Genomic DNA, 1,923 nt, shown 5'->3' on the forward strand with positions numbered 1-1,923 from the left:
TATACCGACACACTATTGGGTCCTGAAAGAACACGCGAATGTGTTTTTTCATGGCAAAACAAACGATCCGATGAGATCTTCCTAGATACCGCCGGCCGCGAGGTCGAGTTGGTCCGGGTATGAGGTCGCTTCGGGTGTGTTGTTTGAGAACTGCACAGTGGACGCGAGCATCTTTGTTAGTAAGTGTTTAAGAGCGTACGGTGGATGCCTTGGCACCAGGAGCCGATGAAGGACGTAGGAGGCTGCGATAAGCCTCGGGGAGCTGTCAACCGAGCTGAGATCCGAGGATTTCCGAATGGGGAAACCCAGCACGAGTGATGTCGTGTTACCCGCATCTGAATATATAGGGTGTGTGGAGGGAACGTGGGGAAGTGAAACATCTCAGTACCCACAGGAAGAGAAAACAACAGTGATTCCGTGAGTAGTGGCGAGCGAAAGCGGATGAGGCTAAACCAGTTAGATGTGATAGACGGCAGTCGTTGTCTAGCTGGGGTAGTGGGAACATTCTTCTCAACTCTGCCGAGTTGAGCAACAGTAAGAAACCAAGTGGTTAGTTGAAGTGGTCTGGAACGGCCTGCCATAGACGGTGATAGTCCGGTAAACGAAAACTTCTTGGCTGTTGTGGATGTCTCCCGAGTAGCAGCGGGCCCGTGAAATCTGCTGTGAATCTGCCGGGACCACCCGGTAAGCCTGAATACTCCCTGGTGACCGATAGCGGACTAGTACCGTGAGGGAAAGGTGAAAAGTACCCCGGGAGGGGAGTGAAATAGTACCTGAAACCGTGCGCTTACAATCCGTCAAAGCCCTCCGACACTTGTGTTGTGTGGGGTGATGGCGTGCCTTTTGAAGAATGAGCCTGCGAGTCATCGGTGTGTGGCGAGGTTAACCCGTCGAGGGGTAGCCGTAGCGAAAGCGAGTCTGAATAGGGCGAAATTCAGTCGCACATTATGGACCCGAAGCGGAGTGATCTACCCATGGCCAGGGTGAAGCGACGGTAAGACGTCGTGGAGGCCCGAACCCACTTAGGTTGAAAACTGAGGGGATGAGCTGTGGGTAGGGGTGAAAGGCCAATCAAACTCCGTGATAGCTGGTTCTCCCCGAAATGCATTTAGGTGCAGCGTCACGTGTTTCACATCGGAGGTAGAGCTACTGGATGGCCTAGGGGGCCTACAAGCTTACCGAAGTCAGCCAAACTCCGAATGCCGGTGTGTGAGAGCGTGGCAGTGAGACTGCGGGGGATAAGCTTCGTAGTCGAGAGGGAAACAGCCCAGATCGCCGGCTAAGGCCCCTAAGCGTGTACTAAGTGGAAAAGGATGTGGGGTCGCTTAGACAACCAGGAGGTTGGCTTAGAAGCAGCCACCCTTGAAAGAGTGCGTAATAGCTCACTGGTCAAGTGATCCTGCGCCGACAATGTAGCGGGGCTCAAGTACACCGCCGAAGCCGCGGCATTCACACAATAGCCCGTCCAATCCTTTGGGGTTGGGCCAGGTGTGTGGATGGGTAGGGGAGCGTCCTGTGGCCGTGGAAGCAGCAGTGTGAACTAGCTGTGGAGGCCACGGGAGTGAGAATGCAGGCATGAGTAGCGAAAGACGAGTGAGAAACTCGTCCGCCGAATGACCAAGGGTTCCTGGGCCAGGTTAATCCGCCCAGGGTGAGTCGGGACCTAAGGCGAGGCCGACAGGCGTAGTCGATGGACAACGGGTTGATATTCCCGTACCCGTGTATCCGCGCCCAATGCTGAATCAGTTGTGCTAACTGTCCAAATGTTGTTTTACTGAGCCTTCGGGCGAGGGGAATGACGGCTGCACAGGACCCCGGTTGTAGTAGGTAAGCGATGGGGTGACGCAGGAAGGTAGCTGGGCCAGGTGATGGAATACCTGGTGTAAGCGTGTAGGGAGTGTGATAGGCAAATCCGTCACACAC

At 54.8% G+C, this 1,923-nt stretch carries 1 rRNA gene (only partly in view); it reads left to right on the forward strand.

Annotated features, from left to right (window positions below):
* Positions 1-177: 177 nt before the first annotated feature.
* Positions 178-1,923 (forward strand): 23S ribosomal RNA (locus tag ACFTS5_RS34200) (it continues 1,489 nt past the right edge of the window).

This window comes from Nocardia sp. NPDC056952, assembly GCF_042674185.1.
In the GTDB taxonomy this organism is placed as follows: domain Bacteria; phylum Actinomycetota; class Actinomycetes; order Mycobacteriales; family Mycobacteriaceae; genus Nocardia.